Genomic DNA, 14,837 nt, shown 5'->3' with positions numbered 1-14,837 from the left:
AGCTCTTATTGATTCCATTTAATCGTCATAAAAAAGCGCCCTAATCAGGACGCTTTTTTATACCACTTAATTTGATTAAGCAGTCAATTCTTTAACCGCAGTTACAACTGCTTCAGTAGTGATACCGAAGAATTGGAACAAGTCTTTTGCTGGAGCAGATTCACCATAAGTAGTCATACCGATCACTTTGCCGTCTAAACCAACAAACTTCCACCAGTAATCCACATGAGCCGCTTCAACCGCTACACGTGCACGGATATTTGCAGGTAATACAGCTTCACGGTAAGCAGCATCTTGCTTCATAAACTCTTCAGCACATGGCATAGACACAACACGCACACCTTCAAGCTGTGCATATGCTTCCATCGCCAATGAAACTTCTGAACCTGTTGCGATGATGATTGCTTTCAACTCGCCTTTTTCTTCAGCAAGTACATAACCACCTTTTGCAACGTTTTGAATTTGAGCTTCATTACGTGCTTGGAATGGCAAGTTTTGACGAGAGAAAATTAATGCTGTTGGACCTTCTTTGCGCTGAAGAGCGGATTTCCAAGAAACAGCCGCTTCAACCGTATCACATGGACGCCATGTATTTAAATTCGGCGTACCACGTAATGATGCAATTTGCTCAATTGGCTGATGTGTTGGACCATCTTCACCTAAACCGATTGAATCATGTGTATATACATGAATTACGCGTTGCTTCATTAATGCAGACATACGTACCGCATTGCGCGCATATTCCATAAACATTAAGAATGTTGCAACGTAAGGAACAAAACCACCGTGTAAAGCTACACCGTTTGCAATTGCGGTCATACCGAATTCACGAACGCCGTAATAAACGTAGTTACCCGCAGGATTGTCTTGTACGCCTTGGCAACCTTTCCAAAGTGTTAAGTTAGAACCAGCCAAGTCAGCCGAACCACCTAATAATTCAGGCAGTAATGGACCAAACGCTTGTAACGTATTTTGGCTGGCTTTACGAGTTGCAATTGTTTCAGCTTTTGCATTTGTTTCAGCAATGAATGCATCTGCTTGTGCAGCAAATTCTGCAGGTAAGTCACCGTTGATACGACGTAACAATTCAGCTGCTTCAGTTGGATATTTTGCTTGGTATTGTGCAAACAATTCATTCCAAGCGGCTTCAGAAGTTTGACCCTTAGCTTTTGCATCCCAAGCTGCATATACATCTTCCGGAATAACAAACGCTTCTTCTTTCCAACCTAATGCTTCACGTGTTAAAGCGATTTCATCTTTACCAAGTGGCGCGCCGTGGCAGTCTTCTTTACCTTGTTTATTCGGAGAACCTAAACCAATAATCGTTTTACAGATAATGATCGTTGGTTTATTGCTTTCAGCTTTCGCTTCAACAGTTGCTTGACGAATCGCATCAGCGTCATGCCCGTCTACACGAAGCACTTGCCAGCCATAAGCTTTGAAACGTTGCTCAGTATCATCACTAAACCAACCTTCCACTTCACCATCGATTGAAATCCCGTTGTCATCGTAGTAAGCAATCAACTTACCAAGACCCAAAGTACCTGCAAGTGAACATACTTCGTGCGAAATACCTTCCATCAAGCAGCCATCACCTAGGAAACAGTACGTGAAGTGATCAACAACATCTAAACCGTCTTTGTTGAACTGAGCAGCTAACGTTTTTTCAGCTAAAGCAAAACCTACTGCATTCGCAATACCCTGACCTAATGGGCCAGTTGTTGTTTCAATACCAGGTGCATATCCATATTCAGGATGACCAGGAGTTTTAGAGTGTAATTGGCGGAATTGCTTTAAATCTTCAATAGACAAATCATAACCAGTCAAATGCAATAATGCATATTGCAACATTGAGCCATGACCATTAGACAATACAAAACGGTCACGGTTCGCCCATTGTGGGTTTGTTGGGTTATGATTTAAAAATTCGCGCCAAACTACGTCAGCGATATCTGCCATCCCCATTGGAGCACCAGGATGCCCTGAGTTTGCTTGTTGCACAGCATCCATAGCCAAGACACGAATTGCATTTGCAATACGACGTTCATTTAAAGGGGTTGTCATAAGTCAGAATCCGATTAAATCAATAAGATGAGAGAAGATGAGAAATCATCTTTCAAAAACTGCGACTATTGTCTTAAAAAAACAAGATGGGGTAAAGTGCAATACACGATATTTCTTATATTTTGATCATTCAAATACAATTCTTTATGTAAATGTTCACCGTGTAAACAACATGTAAAATACAATCATTCAAATATGAAAATTTACAATTCAGAAAAACTTTATTAATTAAAGCATTAATATTAGTTTTACTTATACACATATCAATAAAAACATGATGAAAATGAAATAATTTCATGCTTTTTAGTCAGCTTATGCTAGTCCTATACGCCAAGTCGATGTAACATACTCTGTCTTTTTGAAAATAACCATGATAGGACGTTCATGCGCGAGTATGCTGTTTTTACTTCAGAATCTGTAAGCGAAGGTCATCCAGACAAAATGGCTGACCAAATTAGTGATGCTATTTTAGATGCAATCCTAAAAGAAGACCCGTATGCGCGTGTCGCTTGTGAAACATTAGTAAAAACAGGTGCGGTTGTTCTTGCTGGTGAAATTACAACGACAGCAAATGTCGACTTTGAAGCAATTGTGCGTCAAACCGTAAATGGTATTGGCTATCATCACTCTGATTTAGGTTTCGACGGATCAACTTGTGCCGTGATCAATATGATCGGTAAACAATCTCCAGAGATTGCTCAAGGTGTTGATCGCCAAAAGCCAGAAGATCAAGGTGCTGGCGACCAAGGCTTAATGTTCGGTTATGCAAGTCGTGAAACTGACGTACTCATGCCTGCCCCAATTTCTTATGCGCATCGTTTAATGGAGCGTCAAGCAGAATTACGCCGTTCAGGTGCTTTACCTTGGTTGCGCCCTGATGCAAAAAGCCAAGTAACATTTGCTTATGAAAATGGTATGCCAGTGCGTCTAGATGCTGTGGTACTTTCAACTCAGCACGATCCTGAAATTAGTCAAGCTAACTTAAAAGAAGCTGTGATTGAAGAAATCGTAAAACCGATTATTCCTGCTGAAATGTTCCATGCGGGTACAAAATTCCATATCAATCCAACAGGTATGTTTGTGATTGGTGGCCCTGTAGGTGACTGTGGTCTAACTGGTCGTAAGATTATTGTAGATACTTATGGCGGTATGGCACGTCATGGTGGCGGTGCTTTCTCTGGTAAAGATCCATCAAAAGTTGACCGTTCTGCGGCCTATGCAGGTCGTTATGTTGCAAAAAATATTGTTGCAGCTGGTTTAGCAGATAAATGTGAAATCCAAGTCAGTTATGCAATTGGTGTTGCTGAACCGACTTCGATTTCAATCAATACTTTCAACACAGGTAAAGTATCAGACGAATTAATCATTCAATTGGTTCGTGAGCACTTTGATTTACGTCCATACGGTATCACTCGTATGCTGAACCTAATTCAGCCAATGTATAAGCAGACAGCTGCTTATGGTCACTTTGGTCGTGAAGGTTCAGATTCTGCATTTACTTGGGAAAAGACAGATAAAGTCGAAGTTCTTAAAGATGCTGCGGGACTATAAGTTTATCGCTCATAAAAAAGTTCGCAAATTGCGAACTTTTTTATTTATTATTATTTATTAGATTCAGCACTATCTTGTTTAAACATTTCAAATAAAGAACTTGTCTGAGTTGTTTGATCTTCCTCATAATGTAATGAATATACATGTACCATCTTAATTACAAGTACAACTACAAAACATGCAGCCACACAGAACATCCATAAACCATAAGGACTTCTAATATGCTGAGAACCACAATAAGGGCATTCCTTATCTGTTGAAGCGACTACCTTGTCACAACATGCGCAATGATATTGATATAACATCATTCCTCCATCCACTTACTATTTACAACAATTTCTTTCGTCACACTTTTATCCTAGGAGAAAAAAAATCAGAATTCAATCTAGTTTTAAAGGCAATTCATTCAAATTAACAATTCTCTTCGATACATTGTAAAGAAGATATACAAAGCTAGATTCAACTAACGCTCAGTATTATTTTGATCTTTCACATAATTTGTTAAAATATATCTTTCAAATCATAGATGACATTACTATGACTCAATTGATCAATAAAGGTGGATTTCGTGAACGAGCTAATCGAAGTCGTTCATATAAACAATCTGAAAATGAAATAACAAATCTCCCTCCTACCCACTATCAACCTCAGAGCAAAGAACAACAAACACCAGACAAAACAGAATCTAAACAAGAGCAAAGTGTAAAAAATAAAGCATAAAAAAGCACATCAACTAGGATGTGCTTTTTAAGCGTATCAACGACTAATTAACATCTTTGAATTCAATTTTCTTTTGATCAGGTTGAACTTCTCTCGCTTCGCCATCAATAATGGTTGAGTCACGATATTGACCACCATGTTGTTGTTGATTCTGCATGTCCTGCATTTGACGCATGAGATCAGCAAATGGATTCTGCCCAGCAGCATTACCACCCATTCCCCCCATCATTTGATCCATCATCGCCTGTTGACGCTTTGCCATTGCTTTCATCAACATATTTCTAAACGCTGTTTGAACAGCAGGAATTAAAACCAATACAGCCAATACATCAGAAATTAAACCAGGAATCATTAACAAGAAACCCGACATTGCAATTGCTAATTTCTTAGTAACAGCAGGATCAGCTCCAAGTTGACCTGTCATCTGCATTTGTTGCAATTGCGGCATAATATTAGATGTACTAGAACGAACGAGATTCAGACCCACGAAAAAAGTTATAACAAACCAAAAGAATACGTACCACATACTCCCAACAAGGTCGCCCACGCCGATCCATACTAATATCTCAGCAATTGCGCCAAACACTACGATAAGAAGTAGATTCATGTCAAAGTTTCGTCTATCTCAAAAATTAGAAAATAAATACAGTGATTATACTTTTGGTCAAAGCCAAAACGAAAAATATTACTGCAATATTATAATTGATGGGTACAAAAGTAGATTTATCAAGGTCTATCTTTCATTTAGATGAGAAAAGCTTTCAAATTGGTAGATACCAACTTGAAAGCAAGAACTTATTTCATCAATTAACCACAATTTGCACTAAGAATTTTTTTAGATTGCGGATCAATCGTTACCGTCACTCGATTTTCACGGTAATCCATCGTTACTGGCTGATTTGGTCTTACACTGCGTACAATTTCAGACTTGGTTTTTTGCTTAATTTGCTGTTCGGTTAAACCAGTCTGCCCTACAAGTTTTTGTGCTTCATCAGCAACACATTTACTTTGATTTGCACGGAAAAATGCCCATTCCTCAATCACTTGCCCATTAGGCAATTTACAATAACCAGCCTGACCGTTTGCCTCATTGCGAATCTCAAGCTGACCTCCTTGTTCAACGCAGTATTGGCTTGCAGGATTTGCCATACCAATTTTAGGTGGAGTAACATCTTTGCTGGGTGTTGAAGAACACGCTGTTAATGAAGTAATTGCTAAAGCTAAAAATAGAATTTTTCTCATAATTTGAAATCTTGCAAAAATTTAAAGATAACAAATAAATTAGAAAAATTATGTCTATTACTTGAAACAAAAACCCCAATTTCAGATCAACAATACATAATAGATAAGTCTATAAACAATCGGTTTTTTGTCATTTATAAGCTCCTCTAAATTCAAAATTATTGAATAATGATATATTCAACACGAATAGCCTCATCAATCAAATACTGATCCTTAATCACATAGAAATAAGGTTTGTGTTCAAGCCACTCATCGATTGCTAAAATGGCATTTGTATACCCAGTCAGAGCTGAGAAATCTTTTATTTCAATGGCATCCATAGGCTTATCCTTTTTTCTTAAGCCTAGCATAGAGTGAATATTTAGATATAGTTTAAAATTCAATCTTAATCGTCATTTTTATTGATGTTAGAAGGCTTTGTTGCACAAAGCTATTCTTGAAGGCTTCTTCAGCAATATAATTTCTAGTTGAAGAAGCCTGTGATTAAAACCTACCGTACAACTAATGTTTGAATTGGACAGCACCAGATTACTCCACCCTCTGTAGACGACAAAAGCATATTGATATTCCGAGCCGACAAATCTTTTTAGATCGAGATGCACATGCAGTCATTACTACTAGGAAGCATGCAAAGCTTTGGAAAGATAAGAAATTGAGATATTTAGAGAGAGGAATGAATTATTAAAAACAGTCAAACGGGTAGCTAAGTCACTTTCGAAAAAATGGTCTGGTTATCATCATCGAAGTTTAGTGGAAACCAAAATGCATTGCATCAAATTATTAGGTGATAAATTCACAGCAAGGAGTTTTCCTAGTCAGATGAATTAGATTCATGCACATGTATAAATTTTTAATAAATTCAAAAAATTAGATAAACCCATATCCAAGTTATCACTTAAATTTAGCTCAATTAGGGTAGCATTATCTTTCAAACCTTTGTGCAACAAAGCCAATATAAATTATAAAGTTGCAGTAATTCTAGAGTTATTTTTTTATATGAGAGAAAAACAGCTATAATTCCGAGCAAAATGCTTGGTTGAATCTGAGTAATTATATTTTTAAAATAATTCCTTATTTTTTATATGCCTTTTGCATCATGATTACTGAATTACTCTCTCCTGCTGGTTCACTTAAAAATATGCGTTATGCTTTTGCTTATGGAGCAGATGCAGTTTATGCAGGACAACCACGTTACAGTCTCCGTGTTCGCAATAATGAATTTAATCATGAAAATTTAAAGATCGGAATTGATGAAGCACATGCATTAGGCAAAAAATTCTATGTTGTTGCTAATATTCAGCCACATAACAGCAAACTTAAAAATTTTATTCGTGACATCGAGCCAATTATTGCGATGCAACCTGATGCATTAATTATGTCGGATCCAGGCTTAATTATGATGGTTCGTGAACATTTCCCTGACATGCCTATCCACCTTTCGGTACAAGCCAATGCGATTAATTGGGCAACTGTAAAATTCTGGAAAAACTATGGTTTAAGCCGAGTCATTCTTTCTCGTGAACTCGCATTAGAAGAAATTGAAGAAATACAGAAAAATGTACCAGAAATTGAACTTGAGGTTTTTGTACATGGCGCGCTATGCATGGCCTATTCAGGACGATGTTTACTCTCAGGTTATATGAATAAACGAGATGCAAATCAAGGCGCATGTACCAATGCTTGTCGTTGGGAATATAAAATTCATAAAGCACAAGAAGATGCCAATGGTGACGTAATTCCTGTTCAGCAGATAGAATCATCCAAACAATGTTGTTCCAATAAAGTTGAAGATAATCTGGTTCAAAGTGTTTTAGTACAACGTAATGATGAAGAAATGTTTGCGGCTGAAGAAGATGAACATGGTACTTATTTCATGAACTCGAAAGACTTACGTGCCATTCAACATGTTGATCGTTTGACTCATATGGGAATTGCTTCACTTAAAATTGAAGGACGAACAAAATCCTATTTTTACTGTGCTCGAACAGCTCAAATTTATCGTAAAGCAATTGATGATGCGCTATCAGGTCAACCATTTGACTCAAGTTTAATGGATCAACTTGAAGGTTTGGCAAATCGTGGTTATACAGAAGGATTTTTACGTCGCCATGTGCATAGCGATTACCAAAATTATGAGGATGGTTCATCACATTTCGACTATCAACAGTTTTGTGGTGAGGTAATTGAACGCAACGGAGATTATGTTCGAGTCGAAGTTAAAAATCGGTTTTTACTTGGCGACACTCTTGAGCTCATGACTCCCAAAGGTAATCTTGTCTTCACTTTAACTGAAATGCGTGATTTAAAAGGTCATCCAATCGACAATGCAAAAGGTTCTGGACATATTGTGGAAATCCCACTTTCAGCAGATATCGATATTGCTTATGCCTTATTAATCCGTCATCTTCCACACGCCAAAACGCAGTTAAAAACTGATGCACTTGCATATTCGGCAGATTAAATATGGCGCTATTCATTACCACAGCATGTATCAACTGTGATATGTGCTTGCCAGAATGCCCGAATCAAGCGATTTATGAAGGTGCAAAAATCTACGAAATTGACCCACAACGTTGCACTGAATGTGTCGGCTTCTACGAATCACCCACGTGTATTGCAGTTTGCCCTATTGATTGTATTAAACCTGATCCTTTACACATAGAGAGCAAGGATCAACTGCAAATTAAATTTAATAGCTTAAATTTATTAGGTAATTAGAGGCTTACACAATATAAGTGAATCACTCAATCGCATATCAATCATCGATTATCATCTCTAAAAAGAAAGCAATATTTACGGACTTAGGCAAAACACTGGCACCAAACTTGCTTTTTAGTATTACGTTTTTAACAATTAGAGAAATTTGCTCAGCTTGTTGATTATCATAAGGCTTTTGAAACTGTCGCACCTCATGTTTGAATTCGCCCTCAAGATACACAAATTATCTTTACTCGTACTGGAACACATGCAGAATTATTCAAGTAACATCAATACAAAAAGATTCAGCCGAAAAATTGAATTCTTTTAGCTAGCTCCAATAAATCATCACCATAAAAAAACACCCCAAACCAAAGTTTGAGGTGTGTTTAGAATTTTATTTAGCGAAACAAATTACGCAGCGTAAACTGGGAATCTAGCGCACACTGCTTCAACTTTCGCTTTCACATCAGCAATCACTTGTTCATTACCTTTACTGTCGATAATGTCAGCGATCCAACCTGCAAGGTCACGAACTTCATCTTCACCAAAACCACGAGTGGTTACAGCTGGCGTACCAATACGAATACCAGAAGTCACGAATGGAGAACGTGGGTCATTTGGAACAGCATTTTTATTTACTGTGATATGAGCAGCGCCTAACCATGCATCAGCATCTTTACCCGTTACATCTTCTTGTTTAATTAAAGATAATAAGAATAAATGGTTATCAGTACCACCAGATACAACATCATAACCACGAGCAATGAATACTTCAGCCATTGCTTGAGCATTCTTAACAACTTGCTGTTGGTAAGTTTTATATTCAGGTGCCATAGCTTCTTTAAAACAGATTGCTTTCGCTGCAATCGCATGCATTAAAGGACCACCCTGATTACCAGGGAAAACAGCAGATTGAAGTTTTTTCTCGATTTCTTCGTTTGCTTTAGCAAGGATTAAACCAGAACGTGGACCACGCAGTGTTTTGTGTGTTGTTGTCGTGGTCACATCTGCAATTTGAACTGGGTTAGGGTAAACACCAGCAGCAACCAGACCAGCAACGTGCGCCATATCAACAAACAGGTAAGCACCTACTTTGTCTGCGATATCACGGAAACGCTGCCAATCAACAACACGGCTATAAGCAGAGAAACCAGCAACGATCATGCGTGGTTTGTGCTCTAAAGCCAAACGTTCAACTTCTTCATAATCAATTTCGCCCGTTTCTGGGTTTAAACCATACTGGACTGCATTATAAGTTTTACCAGAGAAGCTAACTTTAGCACCGTGAGTCAAGTGACCACCGTGAGCCAAGCTCATACCTAATACTGTATCACCAGGATTAAGAAGCGCTAAGTAAACTGCTGAGTTTGCTTGTGAGCCTGCATGTGGTTGTACGTTTGCATAATCTGCTCCAAACAACTCTTTCGCACGGTCAATTGCAAGTTGCTCAATAACGTCAACATATTCACAACCGCCATAATAGCGTTTGCCAGGATAGCCTTCTGCATATTTGTTAGTAAGTTTCGAGCCTTGAGCTTCCATTACAGCTTTAGAGCAATAGTTTTCAGAAGCAATTAACTCGATGTGAGCTTCTTGGCGGTCGCCTTCCGAAGCAATCGCTTGAGCTAATTCAGGATCAAATTCAGCAATAGAGATATTGGCAAACATTAGCGGAGGGTCCTATAAATTAGGGCTTTTAAGCCGTGCTAAAGATTGGTGCGAATTATAGCATGAAGTTTACTGTTACAGAGCTTGATATTTATTTAATTATTCGTGAATTTGACTGAATTTAGCTGTTAAGCTATCGATAAAAATTCACAAGAGCTAAATATGTTTTCTTTCTTAAAATTTTGGCATAAAAAAAACAATACTTTTCAAGAAGATTTACAAAAAAATGATTCACCTGATTTAGGTCTTGAAGTTCCAGAAGACTGGAACTTTTATATGTGCCAAATAGATGAAGTTCCTGCAAGTTACTTTCTAAATCTAGCTCTGGCTAAAATTGCCCCTATAACCAATAGATCAACCCTACTTTGGGTTGAAATAAAGATGAACTGCTCAAGAGAGGATGGATTATCTTCAAGTGAAGAATTTGAACATCTCGCTCAAATAGAAGATCACATTATTCCTGCTCTTACAAGCGAACTTGCTATCTTGTATGTTGGTCGTTTAACACATAATCATTTAAGAGATTTATATTTTTATTGTGAAGATGGAACAGATCCAGAACATATCATTAATGAGGTAATGCAGTTTTATCCAGAATATAGTTATAGGTTTGGTCAGAAACTTGATTCAGATTGGTCAACATATTTCAATTATATGTATCCAAGTAAAGAAATTATGCAAACCATTTCGAATCGATCTGTAATTGAAAATCTTCAAAATCATGGAGATAATCTTGAAGTTGCTCGAGCTATAGATCATTGGATATATTTTAAAAATGAAGTGGATCTGAATAAATTTGTGGAAATAATATTATCGTGGGATTTTCAAATAAATCAAAGAAACAAAATAGAGGAATATGATGGTTTTCCATACCAATTACAAATTTCTAAAACTGAATTTGTTGATCAGCAATCAATAGATCACTGTACATTACAGCTTTCGCAATTAGCGAATCAGTTAAATGGTGAATATGACGGTTGGGAAACCGTGGTCATTAAAAAATAGACAGAAAAGCCCAATCCTCAACACACAGAATTGGGCTTTTATAAAACTTAAATTCTTAATTACTAGCAGGCATTACTGATTTGACATCATTCACAATATTTTCAATATTAAGCACATATGCCGTTCCATGATCCCATTCAGGATTTGTTACATATCGAATAGTAGATCCCTTATTAGCTGCATCAAATACTAAAGCATCCGTTGCTTCTTTTGGTACAGTTGTATCTTTTGCTCCCTGATAAATAACAACAGGTTGATTAAGCTTAACTTGTGCAGGTTGAGAATCTTTTTCTAAAAACTCTTTCACCAAAGGTAAAGCCATAAAGTTTGTTTGGGTACGTGGGTAATTTTTCAAATCAACATTTGTTTTTAAATAATTTTGCATCCCGCTAACAAACTCATTGCCTAACGCACCTGAGCAGTTTGACTCAGCTTTACTCGCAATTAAGTCAGTTGGTGATTTAAATACATTTGAATAACTGAATGTTAAATTATTATTTCTTAGACCTGCAGTAATCAATGCAGTAAAAGTATCAAGTTGTGCATAAACTGGAATTTGAAAGTTTACAGGCGCATCTTTTACAGATAGCTCTCCATTTGTTAAAATTGCACCAAGATTAGATGCGGGTGCTACAGCAATCGTTCCTTTATAGTCTAATTTTGCGCGACTCGCATATTGAGCTGCTCCTAATGCGGCTTGTCCACCTTGTGAATGCCCGACCGTCATCCATTGACGTGATGTCATTTTTCCTTGACTAGATAAATATGATCTAGCTGCTACTACAGCATCTGTAATAGAATATGCCTCACTTTTTACATTTAAAAATGGATGAAGTTCACGCCCACTCGGTTCGCCAAGCCCTTCATAATCAGGCGCAACGACAATGTAACCTGCTGCCAAAAATTTACTAATCATTGCATACACATATTCATTAGTCACATTACGACTCGGTGCGCATATATCAGCCACACCAGTTGTTCCATGCGCCCAAGCGACAATTTTCCAACCATCCGCTGGCATCGTCCCTTTCGGAACAAAAACTAAACTTGTTGCCGTCGTTTCTTGACCATTTTGACCTAACATTTTATAAGTCATAACAGAGCTTTCTGACGCTACAAGACTAAAATCACTTTTTGTATATGCTGTTGGCATGCCAACAACAGGGTCTTTGATATTATTTTCAGGAATCTCAGGTTTAGGTACAAAAACTGCCGATTCATTATCGTCGCCACCACAAGCTGTCAAAAACAAAGTCGTGCTCAGCATTGCAACCGTTAATAGTTTAATTTTCATTTAGTTTTTCCTTAACTATCTTCTTTTTTGATTTTGTCCTTAGAGGTTATTTTTCTAAGGCAACTACATCCATAACAATTACGCCTATTACAAAATTGTTTCAAGTATTTTTTTTATATCCTTTTATATTTGTTTTTTATTTGCGCAATACACTACTAATTTATTTAAAATCCAATCAATCTAAGCATGATTAAGCACAGCTCATCCTAAATTTCTTGTAAGATAAAAAGTCTGAGAGACTATCCTACCCAATTAGGTTCAACTTTATGCAAGCCATTATTTTAGATACGGAAACACATACATTAAATGGTTTGCCTATAGAAATTGCTTACGCGCCAATTGAAATTGAGCATGGAAAGCTGAGCTTAGATAAGAAAAAGATTTTTGATCAGCTGTATCAAGTTGGTCAACCTATCTCTTATGCTGCGATGGCGGTGCATCACATATTAGAATCAGACCTAGCTGATCAACCTTTTTACAGTGAGTTTCAACTGCCTGAACAAACCCAATATATTATAGGTCATAACGTTGATTACGATATTACAGCTATTGCAAAGTGCGGCGTAGATACATCAAAAATTAAACCAATTTGCACTTTAGCACTTGCACGTCGTGTTTGGGAAAATGCGGAAGCACATAATATTTCTGCCTTAATTTATCTCATCTCCAAGGGGAGTGATAAAGCTAGAGAAATGCTCAAAGGTGCTCATAGAGCTGATGCTGACATTATTTTAACAGCTAATATTTTGATGCATATCATTCATCAATTAAACATTGAAAATATTGAACAGCTTTATATAGCTTCAGAAGAAGCTCGTATTCCGAAGAATATTACTTTTGGTAAACACAAAGGTACTGCGATTCAAGATCTTCCAGCGGATTATATCCAATGGCTTTTACGCCAAGACGATCTTGATCTCTATTTACGTAAGGCATTGGAAACAAAATTAGTTAGATAAGCCCTCTTAGAAAATTTTTTAAATTATTTTCCAGTCATTTCAATCAAGACAATGATATTTAATAAATTGTTAATATTATTGTCATTTTTTAACCTTATCTTAATCCTCATGCTAGATCTTGGGCTTGTGGGGATTAAGAAATGTCTAATTTTTTCAAAACGGAACTCGGGCAAAATGCCCTGCAACAACGTGATAGTGCTTTAACTCCACGGCAGCGTCGTTTATTGCTTTTGATTGATCATGAAGATTTTCAAGAACTTGATCATGGATATAAAGAAAGAATAGCACCTACGGAATTAGTTCAACAACTGATTGATATGGGCTTATTAGCACATCAACAACCCGAATCCATACATATTGAAGAAGAAGTCACATCAGAAGAGAATAATACTTCTACGATAATCTCACACATTCAACCAGATCAAAATAAAAACATATCTAATCCAGCAGAAAATCTTGAAGCAGAAATTATTACCTTAGAAAAACTTCCTTTTATTGAAATCCAACAAGTTATGATTCAAACCTTAACAACTTATTGTGGTTTGATGGCGAGACCATTAATACAAAAAATACAGATAATCAAAAACCTACAGCAATTAAAAGCTTGCCAAATGCAATGGATTACTTTTCTACAAGAATCACGAATTCCGCCAGCCCAATTGAATCAAACATTGAAGTTGATTAATTATTCAGTACAGCATTTGCAAACATAATTGAAATATTTTGGCAATTAAAGTTCAAAATCGTTGTTTTAATAAACAATAGATCATATTGATTGCGTCTTTATATTTACCTATATGTATTTTTTGCCTATGATGTGCCACAGATGTATGCGCTCATAGCTCAACTGGATAGAGTACAGGTCTCCGAAGCCTGTGGCGTGGGTTCGAGTCCCGCTGAGCGCACCATTTAATATATTTTTAAATTTAAAATAATTTTAATAAGCTTGTCTATCTGACAGGAATTTAACGGGATTAGTAAAAACACTTGGAAGATTGAAAAACCAAAATGGTAATTGCAATCCAAATATAAAATACTCTACTAAACCAAGCATAAGATCTCTTCTAGAACAAAATGAAATGAGTAGAAAAAATTAAGATAATTCTGATGTTACTTAATATTTATAAAAAATCTCTAACCAATTGATAAAAATTGAAAATTTTATAGCTTTACATTTTTTAATTTTAAACCGTATCTAATCTAATAAAATAGGCTTAGATTTACACATCCTATTTCTTAATGGTGTTTTTTGAAAATTAATCAAATTATCCTTCAGGACGAAAAATTGAATTTACATAAGCTTGTCAAAGTTAAAGATACTCTCCTTGACTCAGCTAAAAAAATGCATGTTTCAAATTGGTTGTGGATTTATGAAGAATCATCTATGTTCTTTAATTTTGAGATATGGGAGGAGTTAGATAATGCTTATTTAAATAAAATAATATGGTATAAAAATACTTACTTTAAAGTCATAAAAATTAATAAAAATAGTCAGATTAGATACTCTTAAATACCATAAAATTACACTAATGTTAATCTTTTATTTTTATTAAACATTAGACTTCCTTCATAAATCATTTTTCAATCAATTTAATTGTTTATCTTTCACCCAATCTAAATTGTATATGCCAGCA

At 36.3% G+C, this 14,837-nt stretch carries 15 protein-coding genes, 1 tRNA gene and 1 pseudogene; 10 read left to right on the top strand and 7 right to left on the bottom strand.

All coding sequences use genetic code 11. The annotated features are described in order from the left end of the window. Positions 1-75: 75 nt before the first annotated feature. Positions 76-2,064: a transketolase gene (tkt, locus tag CDG59_RS13085; protein WP_087545687.1), complete on the bottom strand. Its 1,989-nt coding sequence runs from the start codon at positions 2,062-2,064 to the stop codon at positions 76-78. A 384-nt stretch (positions 2,065-2,448) separates the two neighbouring features. On the opposite strand from tkt, the gene metK reads away from it, so the two are divergent. After that, positions 2,449-3,615, top strand: a complete 1,167-nt coding sequence (gene metK, locus CDG59_RS13080) for a methionine adenosyltransferase (protein ID WP_004661829.1) — start codon at positions 2,449-2,451, stop codon at positions 3,613-3,615. 50 nt (positions 3,616-3,665) lie between these two features. Here metK and CDG59_RS13075 read toward each other — a convergent pair whose 3' ends face one another. Further along, positions 3,666-3,923 carry a hypothetical protein gene (locus CDG59_RS13075; protein ID WP_087535893.1) on the bottom strand — a complete coding sequence of 86 codons (258 nt, stop codon included), beginning with the start codon at positions 3,921-3,923 and terminating at the stop codon, positions 3,666-3,668. A gap of 229 nt (positions 3,924-4,152) precedes the next feature. Between CDG59_RS13075 and CDG59_RS13070 the strand changes: the two genes are divergently transcribed. Beyond that, entirely contained in the window at positions 4,153-4,335 is a 183-nt protein-coding gene (locus CDG59_RS13070; protein ID WP_087535894.1) for a hypothetical protein, read from the top strand. Between the two features lie 43 nt (positions 4,336-4,378). Here the strand turns inward: CDG59_RS13070 and CDG59_RS13065 are convergent, their stop codons facing one another. The 3 genes from CDG59_RS13065 to CDG59_RS15320 form a co-directional block, all read right to left on the bottom strand. Beyond that, on the bottom strand, positions 4,379-4,942 hold the full coding sequence (locus CDG59_RS13065; RefSeq protein WP_087545686.1) for an FxsA family protein: 564 nt from the start codon (positions 4,940-4,942) through the stop codon (positions 4,379-4,381). 200 nt (positions 4,943-5,142) lie between these two features. Further along, positions 5,143-5,577, bottom strand: a complete 435-nt coding sequence (locus CDG59_RS13060) for an I78 family peptidase inhibitor (protein WP_087545685.1) — start codon at positions 5,575-5,577, stop codon at positions 5,143-5,145. A 158-nt stretch (positions 5,578-5,735) separates the two neighbouring features. After that, positions 5,736-5,897: a hypothetical protein gene (locus tag CDG59_RS15320; protein ID WP_005159687.1), complete on the bottom strand. Its 162-nt coding sequence runs from the start codon at positions 5,895-5,897 to the stop codon at positions 5,736-5,738. A 254-nt stretch (positions 5,898-6,151) separates the two neighbouring features. Here CDG59_RS15320 and CDG59_RS13055 point away from each other — a divergent pair. The 3 genes and pseudogenes from CDG59_RS13055 to CDG59_RS13045 form a co-directional block, all read left to right on the top strand. Beyond that, positions 6,152-6,423, top strand: a pseudogene (locus tag CDG59_RS13055) (IS5/IS1182 family transposase); the annotation flags it as partial. A 250-nt stretch (positions 6,424-6,673) separates the two neighbouring features. Further along, positions 6,674-8,038 carry a tRNA 5-hydroxyuridine modification protein YegQ gene (gene yegQ, locus CDG59_RS13050; RefSeq protein ID WP_087545684.1) on the top strand — a complete coding sequence of 455 codons (1,365 nt, stop codon included), beginning with the start codon at positions 6,674-6,676 and terminating at the stop codon, positions 8,036-8,038. Positions 8,039-8,040: 2 nt separating this feature from the next. Beyond that, entirely contained in the window at positions 8,041-8,295 is a 255-nt protein-coding gene (locus tag CDG59_RS13045; RefSeq protein WP_087545682.1) for a YfhL family 4Fe-4S dicluster ferredoxin, read from the top strand. A gap of 393 nt (positions 8,296-8,688) precedes the next feature. On the opposite strand, the gene glyA is transcribed toward CDG59_RS13045, so the two are convergent. Further along, entirely contained in the window at positions 8,689-9,945 is a 1,257-nt protein-coding gene (glyA, locus tag CDG59_RS13035) for a serine hydroxymethyltransferase (protein ID WP_087545681.1), read from the bottom strand. A gap of 162 nt (positions 9,946-10,107) precedes the next feature. Here glyA and CDG59_RS13030 point away from each other — a divergent pair, with 162 nt between their 5' ends. Then, positions 10,108-10,950 carry a DUF695 domain-containing protein gene (locus CDG59_RS13030; RefSeq protein WP_087545680.1) on the top strand — a complete coding sequence of 281 codons (843 nt, stop codon included), beginning with the start codon at positions 10,108-10,110 and terminating at the stop codon, positions 10,948-10,950. Between the two features lie 55 nt (positions 10,951-11,005). Here the strand turns inward: CDG59_RS13030 and CDG59_RS13025 are convergent, their stop codons facing one another. After that, entirely contained in the window at positions 11,006-12,244 is a 1,239-nt protein-coding gene (locus CDG59_RS13025) for an alpha/beta hydrolase (protein WP_087545679.1), read from the bottom strand. A gap of 266 nt (positions 12,245-12,510) precedes the next feature. On the opposite strand from CDG59_RS13025, the gene CDG59_RS13020 reads away from it, so the two are divergent. From CDG59_RS13020 to CDG59_RS15545, 4 genes are all read left to right on the top strand, one after another. Beyond that, positions 12,511-13,203: a 3'-5' exonuclease gene (locus tag CDG59_RS13020; RefSeq protein WP_005159674.1), complete on the top strand. Its 693-nt coding sequence runs from the start codon at positions 12,511-12,513 to the stop codon at positions 13,201-13,203. A 140-nt stretch (positions 13,204-13,343) separates the two neighbouring features. Further along, entirely contained in the window at positions 13,344-13,916 is a 573-nt protein-coding gene (locus CDG59_RS13015) for a hypothetical protein (protein ID WP_087545678.1), read from the top strand. Positions 13,917-14,035: 119 nt separating this feature from the next. After that, a tRNA-Arg gene (locus CDG59_RS13010) sits at positions 14,036-14,111 on the top strand. Between the two features lie 341 nt (positions 14,112-14,452). After that, positions 14,453-14,713, top strand: coding sequence for a hypothetical protein (locus tag CDG59_RS15545; protein ID WP_087545676.1), 261 nt, complete (start codon positions 14,453-14,455; stop codon positions 14,711-14,713). Positions 14,714-14,837 lie beyond the last annotated feature (124 nt).

Origin of the sequence: Acinetobacter sp. WCHA29 (genome assembly GCF_002165335.1) — a bacterium.
GTDB lineage: Bacteria > Pseudomonadota > Gammaproteobacteria > Pseudomonadales > Moraxellaceae > Acinetobacter.
This window is presented reverse-complemented; position numbering and strand designations above follow the sequence as displayed.

What these genes read in the sequence shown, in the direction of transcription:
- tkt (WP_087545687.1), bottom strand. Translation starts at nt 2,064, where the DNA reads ATGACAACCCCTTTAAATGAACGTCGTATTGCAAATGCAATTCGTGTC.
- metK (WP_004661829.1), top strand. Translation starts at nt 2,449, where the DNA reads ATGCGCGAGTATGCTGTTTTTACTTCAGAATCTGTAAGCGAAGGTCAT.
- CDG59_RS13075 (WP_087535893.1), bottom strand. Translation starts at nt 3,923, where the DNA reads ATGATGTTATATCAATATCATTGCGCATGTTGTGACAAGGTAGTCGCT.
- CDG59_RS13070 (WP_087535894.1), top strand. Translation starts at nt 4,153, where the DNA reads ATGACTCAATTGATCAATAAAGGTGGATTTCGTGAACGAGCTAATCGA.
- CDG59_RS13065 (WP_087545686.1), bottom strand. Translation starts at nt 4,942, where the DNA reads ATGAATCTACTTCTTATCGTAGTGTTTGGCGCAATTGCTGAGATATTA.
- CDG59_RS13060 (WP_087545685.1), bottom strand. Translation starts at nt 5,577, where the DNA reads ATGAGAAAAATTCTATTTTTAGCTTTAGCAATTACTTCATTAACAGCG.
- CDG59_RS15320 (WP_005159687.1), bottom strand. Translation starts at nt 5,897, where the DNA reads ATGGATGCCATTGAAATAAAAGATTTCTCAGCTCTGACTGGGTATACA.
- yegQ (WP_087545684.1), top strand. Translation starts at nt 6,674, where the DNA reads ATGATTACTGAATTACTCTCTCCTGCTGGTTCACTTAAAAATATGCGT.
- CDG59_RS13045 (WP_087545682.1), top strand. Translation starts at nt 8,041, where the DNA reads ATGGCGCTATTCATTACCACAGCATGTATCAACTGTGATATGTGCTTG.
- glyA (WP_087545681.1), bottom strand. Translation starts at nt 9,945, where the DNA reads ATGTTTGCCAATATCTCTATTGCTGAATTTGATCCTGAATTAGCTCAA.
- CDG59_RS13030 (WP_087545680.1), top strand. Translation starts at nt 10,108, where the DNA reads ATGTTTTCTTTCTTAAAATTTTGGCATAAAAAAAACAATACTTTTCAA.
- CDG59_RS13025 (WP_087545679.1), bottom strand. Translation starts at nt 12,244, where the DNA reads ATGAAAATTAAACTATTAACGGTTGCAATGCTGAGCACGACTTTGTTT.
- CDG59_RS13020 (WP_005159674.1), top strand. Translation starts at nt 12,511, where the DNA reads ATGCAAGCCATTATTTTAGATACGGAAACACATACATTAAATGGTTTG.
- CDG59_RS13015 (WP_087545678.1), top strand. Translation starts at nt 13,344, where the DNA reads ATGTCTAATTTTTTCAAAACGGAACTCGGGCAAAATGCCCTGCAACAA.